Below are 442 nucleotides of genomic sequence, written 5' to 3'. Positions count from 1 at the left end.
CAGAGTTCATCACATCTTCATTCAAGAGAAAAGCAGACAACAAAAACACAAGGCCTGCCGGCCGACGACAACCACCACACTCTTCTGGTTCGTTCTCTCTCACTTTACGCCTCAGCAAATCCCAATTCTGAAAGCTTCAGGTGGGCCTCGGCGTAGTCAGCAAAGAAAGCATCCTCGTCCGCTGCGTATTTGTCAACAAGTGGGCGGAAGGATGGATCAGAGAGGAGGGCTTTGTCACTTGGTAGCTGCAGAAGGCCTTCCTTCTCTCCGCTCAGAAGCTCCTTGAAGTAAGAGTTGTCAAAGATCAAAGGGTTGGACGTCCAGGCTCCCTCAAATCCAGACCTGTCCTTGTGGCATCTTCCCAGGGTGTGACCACCAGAAAGCGCAACAATGTCCTGGTCGCTCAAACCCATCTGTGTGGAGAAAACCTGCCTGAGGTGAT

Annotated in this window: 1 protein-coding gene; it reads right to left on the bottom strand. The window is 51.6% G+C overall.

Annotated features, from left to right (window positions below):
* Positions 1-104 precede the first annotated feature (104 nt).
* Positions 105-442: peroxidase family protein (locus FWJ25_RS20925; protein ID WP_246166906.1), on the bottom strand; the 338-nt coding region annotated here is incomplete at its 5' end.

It is taken from the genome of Marinobacter salinexigens, assembly GCF_008370345.1.
GTDB lineage: Bacteria > Pseudomonadota > Gammaproteobacteria > Pseudomonadales > Oleiphilaceae > Marinobacter > Marinobacter salinexigens.
This window is presented reverse-complemented; position numbering and strand designations above follow the sequence as displayed.